5 protein-coding genes are annotated in these 7,431 nt (G+C 58.9%); 1 reads left to right on the top strand and 4 read right to left on the bottom strand.

Annotated features, from left to right (window positions below; all coding sequences use genetic code 11):
* Nucleotides 1-1,452: 1,452 nt before the first annotated feature.
* Both clpA and ENN66_11995 read right to left on the bottom strand, forming a co-directional pair.
* Nucleotides 1,453-3,744 (bottom strand): ATP-dependent Clp protease ATP-binding subunit ClpA, encoded by a 2,292-nt coding sequence (gene clpA / locus ENN66_12000; protein HDS17302.1) that lies wholly within the window; start codon nt 3,742-3,744, stop codon nt 1,453-1,455.
* Nucleotides 3,745-3,821: 77 nt separating this feature from the next.
* On the bottom strand, nt 3,822-4,136 hold the full coding sequence (locus ENN66_11995; protein HDS17301.1) for an ATP-dependent Clp protease adaptor ClpS: 315 nt from the start codon (nt 4,134-4,136) through the stop codon (nt 3,822-3,824).
* 308 nt (nt 4,137-4,444) lie between these two features.
* Here ENN66_11995 and ENN66_11990 point away from each other — a divergent pair, with 308 nt between their 5' ends.
* Nucleotides 4,445-5,740, top strand: coding sequence for a murein transglycosylase (locus ENN66_11990; protein HDS17300.1), 1,296 nt, complete (start codon nt 4,445-4,447; stop codon nt 5,738-5,740).
* Here ENN66_11990 and glyQ read toward each other — a convergent pair.
* The gene (gene glyQ, locus ENN66_11985) at nt 5,723-6,595 is read right to left on the bottom strand and encodes a glycine--tRNA ligase subunit alpha (protein HDS17299.1); all 873 of its coding nucleotides are present in this window, start codon (nt 6,593-6,595) and stop codon (nt 5,723-5,725) included. The genes ENN66_11990 and glyQ overlap by 18 nt on opposite strands.
* The coding region (gene recO, locus ENN66_11980) for a DNA repair protein RecO (GenBank protein ID HDS17298.1) at nt 6,570-7,431 on the bottom strand (862 nt) is incomplete at its 5' end. The genes recO and glyQ, both read right to left, overlap by 26 nt.

Genomic DNA, 7,431 nt, shown 5'->3' with positions numbered 1-7,431 from the left:
GAGAACGGCGATTACGCGTTCACCGGTCTCAATCTGGTGGGCACCTACATCGTGGCCGAGGAGGCGCAGGCGGGCTGGACTCAGACCTGGCCGCCGCTGACGGAAATCGCCGGCGCGAGCGCCGCGCCCTCGACCCGTTGCGACGAGTTGAGCCCGGCGGAGCGGGCCCGGCTTGAGGTCAGGGTCAGCGACAGCCCGCCGACGCCGCCTTCGGGTTTTCATCGGACTGTGGTCCGCGGGTTTCCGCGCGGCGCGGTCGTGCTGAGCGGGGTTCCGACCTCGACCTGGACCTACGGGTGCTCGGCGACCGCGGCCGGCATGCTGTTCGGCTATTACGACAGAAACGGTTACGGCAACATGTACAGCGGCCCGGCCAACGGCGGCGTGGCCCCGCTGGTCGATCTGGGACAGGGGGCTGATCCCGACAATCCGCTTGCCGGAGCCTGTTCCCTGATCGCGACCATGGCCGGTTTTGACGGGCGCTCCCCGGCGGCCCCCGGCCACGTCGACGATTACTGGATAGCTTATGGTGAGACTGGTCCTGATCCCTGGGAAACGGGTGGGGTCGAACATGTCTGGGGCGAATGCCTGGCCGATTACCTGGGCACCAATCAGTGGAAATGGAATTTTGACGGGGGTGGAAACGTCAGTAGTAACGGGGACGGCGCCACGACCTATTTTACTTATAACTCTGCGGGCAAGTTGTACGATCCGATTCCACCGGCCGACTGGGGCTTGCCGCAGACCGCCCTATGCCACGGCCTGCGGCTGTTCGCCGAGTCGCGGGGTTATCAGGTCGCGGAAAACTACAATCAGCGGGTCGACAGTCAGGTGGTCGGCGGTTTTTCCTTTGCCGACTTTAAATACGAGATCGATCAGGGCCGTCCGGTGCTGATTCATGTCGTCGGCCACACCATGCTCGGGGTCGGCTATGACAACGCCGAACAAACCATCTATCTTCACGATACCTGGGACAACTTGGTTCATGCGATGGATTGGGGCGGAAGTTATTCCGGCATGACCCTGGTGGCGGTGACGGTCCTGCGCCTTGCTCCCGTGGAAAGGCGGGTTCATTGCGTGAAACTTGAGGCCGGAGCGAATGTGACCGGGATTGATTTCGGCAATCAGGGGCCGAGTCCGATGAATACGGTCAGGGATATCACCGCCGGGCCGGATTATTATGCCGGGTTGCAGAGCGCCTGCGACGCCGTAGGCGACGGCGCCGCATTGGAGGCCCAGATCGGCAATTACATTGAAAATCTGCTGTACGACCGGTCGGGAACGTCAGTGAGCCTGGAGGGCGGTTTCGATTCAACCTTTGCCGACCAGGTCGGCATGACCAAGGTTATCGGCTCCTTGACGATTGCGGCCGGGACGTTGACTGTGGACCGGCTGCTGCTGCAGTAAAGCGTGTGGCCTTACCGCCCGCCGGGCGGTAAGGCCACACGTGATTTAAGCTTTGCCGGCGATGATGATTTCGAGTTTGCCCTGTTTCAGTTCGATCCGGGCGTCGCCGCCCTGTTTTAACCGACCGAAAAGAATTTCATCGGCTAGGCGATCCTTGATGTTCTCCTGGATCAGGCGGTCCAGGGGGCGGGCGCCGAATTTGGGCTGATAGCCGTTTTCAGCCAGCCAGATTCGGGCTGCCGCCGACAACGCGAGCCTGACCTTGCGCGGTTTGAGGAAAGCTTCCAACCGCAGCATGAATTTATCTACCACTTGCAGCATGATGTCCTGATTCAGGGGTTTGAAAAAGATAATTTCATCCAGGCGATTGCGGAATTCCGGGCTGAACAGCTTCTCCAGGGCCTTGCGCCCTCGGTCCTGCGGCTCATGCGCTTTTGTCTGGCCGAAACCGATGCTGTTGGCGGCCATCTCCCGGGCTCCGGCGTTACTGGTCATGACCAGGATGGTGTGCCGGAAATCGGCTTTCTTGCCGTTGTTGTCGGTCAGGGTGGCGTAATCCATGACCTGCAGCAGGATCGCGAAGATGTCGGGATGGGCCTTGTCGATCTCGTCCAGAAGCAGAAGGGCGTGCGGATGTTTGCGGATCTGTTCGGTCAGCAGCCCGCCCTGTTCAAAACCGACATAGCCGGGCGGCGAGCCGATGAGCCGGGCGACCGCATGTTTTTCCATGTACTCACTCATGTCGAAACGGATCAGTTCGATGCCCAGACAGTCGGCCGCCTGGCGACAGATTTCGGTCTTGCCGACTCCGGTCGGCCCGGTAAAGAGAAATGAGCCTACAGGGCGCTCCGGCTGATTGAGGCCGGCATGGGTCCTCTTCAGGGCCCGAAAGAGGGCGGCGATGGCTTCATCCTGACCGAAAATCCGGGCTCGCAGATGTTTGTCGAGAGCGGCCAGACGGGCGCTGTGATCGGCGTTGACCTTCTTGACCGGAACCCGGGCCATCTGCGAGACCACCTTCTCGATATCCGGCACGCGAATGGTCCTGAGTTCATGGCCGTTCGCGTTCAGGCGTGCTGCCGCCGCGGCTTCGTCGATGACGTCGATGGCCTTGTCCGGCAGGCAGTGATCGTTGACGTAACGGGCCGAGAGCTCGACCGCCGCCCGCAGGGCGGCCTGGCTGTAACGAACCTGATGATGTTCTTCATAGGAAGCCTTGAGTCCCTGCAGAATGGCATAGCTTTCCTCGGGACTGGGTTCGGCCAGGTCGATGGCCTGAAAACGGCGGGCCAGGGCCCGGTCGCGGCTGAAATTATGCCGGTATTCCTCGTGCGTGGTCGAACCCAGGCAGCGAATTCGCCCGGCGGCCAGCACCGGTTTGAGCAGGTTGGAGGCGTCCATGGAACTGCCGCCGGCGGCCCCGGCTCCGACCAGGGTGTGAATCTCGTCGATAAACAGAACAACCTTGCCCTTTTTTTCAAGTTCCGCGATGATTCCCTTCAGCCTTTCCTCAAACTGGCCCCGATATTTGGTGCCGGCCAGTACCGCGCCCAGATCGAGAGCGTAAATCTGATAGTCGAGCAGACTCGCGGGGGCGCGGCCCTGATGCAGACGCAGCGCCAGACCTTCGGCCATCGCGGTTTTGCCTACTCCGGGCTCGCCGATCAGCAGCGGGTTGTTTTTCCGGCGGCGGCAGAGGACCTGCAGGGTGCGCTGCATTTCGCTCTCGCGCCCGATCAGGGGGTCGATGTCCCCGGCGGCGGCTCGGGCTTTTAGGTCAACGGTGAAAGCGGCCAGTGGCGTGGCTTTTTTTTTCTCCGCCGCGCGGCTGTCCGCACCGGAATCATGGTTTTTGTCGAAACGGCGCTCGCTTGGCCCGGCGGCGGGTGCCGCGTGTGGTGCCGCGGCCGTTTCATCGGCGGCGGAAAGGAGGCGTAAGATGTCGAGCCGGGTGATGCCCTGGTCACGCAGAAAAAAACAGGCGTGGCTTTCATCCTCTTCAAAGATTGAGGCCAGCAGGTCGCCGAGTTCGGCTTCCGGCTTCTCCGCCATCTGAACATGAATCAGGGTTCTTTGAATCAGCCGCTGAAAGGCGAGGGTTTCCGTCGGCGCGCTCTGAGCGCCGTTTTTTAATTTGGGAATCCGGGCCGAAAAATAATTTTCCAGGCGGGCGATCAGGGTGACGATGTCGCCGCCGCACTGTTCGATAATCCGGCGTCCGCTTTCACTTTGCAGGGTGGCGTACAGCAGATGCTCAATCGTCAGATATTCGTGTTCTCGGGTTTTGGCTTCGCGAAAGGCCGCGACAATGGCTTGTTCCAGCTCGGGATTGATCATGTTCTCCAGTGGCCGGTAGGCCGGCCGGAAACCGGTTTTTTTCACGCCGGTCCGCTTAAGGTTGAGATTGCCGTCGCTTAAACCTTCTCCAGGCTGCAACGCAGAGGAAATCCCGCGGCGCCGGCCCGGCGAGTGACGGTCGCCACCTTGCTCTCCGCGATTTCCCGATCATACTCGCCCGCGCAGCCCAGCCCCTGACGATGGATCTGAAGCATGATGCTTTCGGCCGCCGTCCGGCTGTGATGAAAGACCTCTTCCAGAATCTCGACCACAAATTCCATGCTGGTGTAGTGATCATTATGGAGCAGGACTTTATAGCGGGGGGGCTCCGCCAGCCGATTTTTATGCTTATCGACGACCCAGGTTTGCTGGTCAAAAGCGAAATCACTCATCTTCGGTGCCGGAAATATTCATTGCGCGACGATTTCATTTTTGTAAGGTGAACTGATAATGATAAAATGGGACCGCGCTCGGACTTTGTCAAGGTTGCTGGTTTTATCATTGCTTTTTAGGGCGAGTTGCTTCTAAAATGCAAGACTAAATTTAAATTATTATTGAAACTGTTCAGTGTAGTTGATTTCAGCCTGTCTTGAGACGGGAAAATCAGGAAAATACGGATTTTTCCCGCGTAAAAGTAATCAGCTTTAAGGTCGGCTTATCTGAAGGTTAGCTGCTGTTTTTCCTTTGGGGGGTATGTTTGATGATGATTTCGCGACGCGCGGCGGCGCGGTGGGGAGTTTTTCTGGTCTTGCTGCTCTCGGCGGCGGCGCTTTTATCGGCGCGGCTGAGCCGGTTTGCCGGAGAAAGAGCGGTTTTTGAGGCCGTCGCGCCCCAGGCTCTGATCTTGGACGATGATCTTGATCCCCAATCCCTGGCGCTGGCTTTGGAGCGTAATCTCGGTTATTTTGACAGACTGCCCCAGGATCGGGTTTTTACTTACGGAACGATTTCGGTTGGCCTTGCCCGCTTGCGTCGGGCGCAGGTCGAACTGCTGAGCTTTCTCGCCTTATCGCCGGCCCGGCCGGCCCTGGCCGCGTATCTGGAAAAACACTTCGTCTTTTTGGAAGTGCGAAAAAAATCATGGCTGCCCCGGCGGCGCCCGGCGTCACCGATCCTGTATACCGGTTACTACGTTCCGACCCTGCGGGGCGCCTTGCAACCGAGTCCGCGGTTTTGTTATCCGCTGTATCGTCAGCCGGATGATCTGGTGGTGGTCGATCTGAGTAACTTCGATCTGCGCCGCCCGGTGGCCAAACTCTGGCCCTGGCTTGAGGCCCTGCCCCTGATTCCCAAAATTGATGAACTGGTCTTTCCCAAGCTTCGCGGCCGTCTGCTGAAAAACGGCACGGTCGTGCCCTATCATGCCCGGGCTGAAATCGATTATGCGGGAACATTGCTCGACCGCGGGCTGGAACTGGTCTGGGTGGATGATGAAATCGACCGTTTTTTCCTGCAGATTCAGGGTTCGGGAAAGATCGAGCTGGCTGAAGGCGGGTCCCTGATGGTCGGCTACGCCGCCGCCAACGGCCACCCTTACCAGAGTATCGGGGGCTGGCTGGTGCGCCAGGAAATCATGACCCGGGATGAGGTTTCCATGCCGTCGATTCGGGCCTGGCTCAAGGCCCATCCCGAGCGCCGGCAGGAAATCTTTACCGTCAATTCAAGTTATGTTTTTTTTCGTGAACTGCCCGGCCGGGAACCTCTGGGCTGCGATCAGGCGCCGCTGACCGGGGGGCGTTCGATCGCCACGGATCGAACCCTGTTTCCCGGCGGTGCCCTGGCCTGGATAGAAACCCGGCTGCCGACTTTTACCGACGAGGGTAAACTTTCGGGTTGGCGCGACAGCCGGCGCCTGGTGCTTAATCAGGATACCGGCGGCGCCATCACCGGCCCTTTCCGGGTCGATCTTTACTGTGGCGACGATCTGGCGGCAGAGCAGACCGCCGGGCTCATGAAAGAACCGGGACGTTTCCTTCTCTTACTGCCGCGCGAGTAAGGGAAAGCCCATCTCTTCGCGTTGTCTGAGGTGGTTTGCGGCCGAAAATTTGGCCAGATTGCGGACCCGGCCGATGTAGCTGGTTCTCTCGGTGACCGAGATGGCTCCGCGCGCATCCAGCAGATTGAAGACGTGAGAGCATTTCAGGCAACAGTCATAAAGGGGCAGCACCATCTCTTTTTCCGCCAGGCGTAGGCCTTCCTTCTCGTACATGTTGAAAAGCTGCAGCAGCATTTCGACGTCGGCTTCCTCGAAATTATATCGCGACCACTCGACTTCGCCGCGATGATGCACATCGCCATAGAAAAAACGGTCGTTCCATTTCAGATCGTAGACGTTGTCGACCCCCTGCAGGTACATGGCGATTCGTTCAATGCCATAAGTTATCTCGCCGGGAATCGGTTTTAAATCGAAACCTCCGACCTGTTGAAAATAGGTGAACTGGGTGATTTCCATGCCGTCGAGCCAGACCTCCCAGCCCAGACCCCAGGCCCCTAAAGTCGGGGATTCCCAGTCATCCTCGACAAAGCGAATGTCATGGTCCAGCGGGTCGATGCCGAGCGTCCGGAGACTGTCGAGATAAAGGTCCTGAATGTTGAGCGGCGAAGGTTTCAGAATGACCTGATATTGATAGTAGTGCTGCAGGCGGTTCGGATTTTCCCCGTAGCGGCCGTCGGTCGGCCGCCGCGAGGGCTCGACGTAGGCGACCTTGTAGGGTTCGGGACCCAGGGAACGCAGGAAGGTGGCCGGATTGAAGGTGCCGGCCCCGACTTCCAGATCATAGGGCTGTTGTATAATGCAGCCGTGATTGGCCCAGTAGCGTTCAAGATTAAGAACAACATCCTGAAAATTCATGTTCTGACTCCCTTTGTGGCTGGTTTGGTTGAGACAAAAGATTGCGGTTTGGTTGAAATCCGGCGGTGTCTGCGTTCCGTTGGGTCGTGGTCGTACCGGCGTCAGCGTGGCGTTCCATGATCGAAAGGCTCTTGAAGACCTGGCCGCTGTGCCAGCGTAACAGGGCGCGGCAGAGGCGGGCGCTTTCCGCCTCGACCTGGGGGGTGAAATTGAGCTGGTTTCGCATTTTGTTATCAAGTCGATGGGCCTGGTTCAGCAGATTGACGGTTCCCCGGCTGACCTCAAAGGCGCTCGGGTGCTTTGGCGTACAGTTGTTGCAGACCAGGCCACCGGTCTGGGGCGCGAAGTAGAGCTGCCGACTGCGATCAAAAGTCTGACCGCAGTCGAGGCAGCCGGAAAGTTCCGGCCTGAACCCCAGCAGGGTGATGATCTGCAGCTCAAACAGCCTGATCCGGCAGTTGAAATTGCGGATCTGCGGGGTGGTGGCGAGAAAGCTGAAAAGGTCGCGGAGCATCCCGAACAGGGCCGGATTGGCCTGGCCTTCGGCGCAGCAGCGATAGATGATTTCGAGAAAATAACTGCCGCAGAAATAGCTGCGCAGATTTTCCTGAATGGCGGTGAACGGTTCGATCAGGCGGCATTCGTCGATGCGGGTCAGGGTCAGCGGGGAGCGGCTGAAGCCTTCAAAGGAAACCAGGGAAAAAGGCTCAAGTGTGCCGGGAAAACGTCGGCGGCTGCGTTTCGCTCCCTTGCAGATAGCGCTGATCCGGCCTCGGCGCCAGCTGAAAAGGGTGATGATCAGATCGCTTTCGCCGAAATCGGTTCGGCTGATTATG

It is taken from the genome of Pseudomonadota bacterium (genome assembly GCA_011049115.1).
In the GTDB taxonomy this organism is placed as follows: domain Bacteria; phylum Desulfobacterota; class Anaeroferrophillalia; order Anaeroferrophillales; family Tharpellaceae; genus DSCM01.
The sequence above is the reverse complement of the archived record's forward strand: the minus strand, read 5'-3'. Positions and strand labels throughout refer to the sequence as shown.

Bases quoted from the DNA above. Each gene is read 5' to 3' on its own strand.
- clpA (HDS17302.1), bottom strand. From the start codon at position 3,744: ATGATCAATCCCGAGCTGGAACAAGCCATTGTCGCGGCCTTTCGCGAA.
- ENN66_11995 (HDS17301.1), bottom strand. From the start codon at position 4,136: ATGAGTGATTTCGCTTTTGACCAGCAAACCTGGGTCGTCGATAAGCAT.
- ENN66_11990 (HDS17300.1), top strand. From the start codon at position 4,445: ATGATGATTTCGCGACGCGCGGCGGCGCGGTGGGGAGTTTTTCTGGTC.
- glyQ (HDS17299.1), bottom strand. From the start codon at position 6,595: ATGAATTTTCAGGATGTTGTTCTTAATCTTGAACGCTACTGGGCCAAT.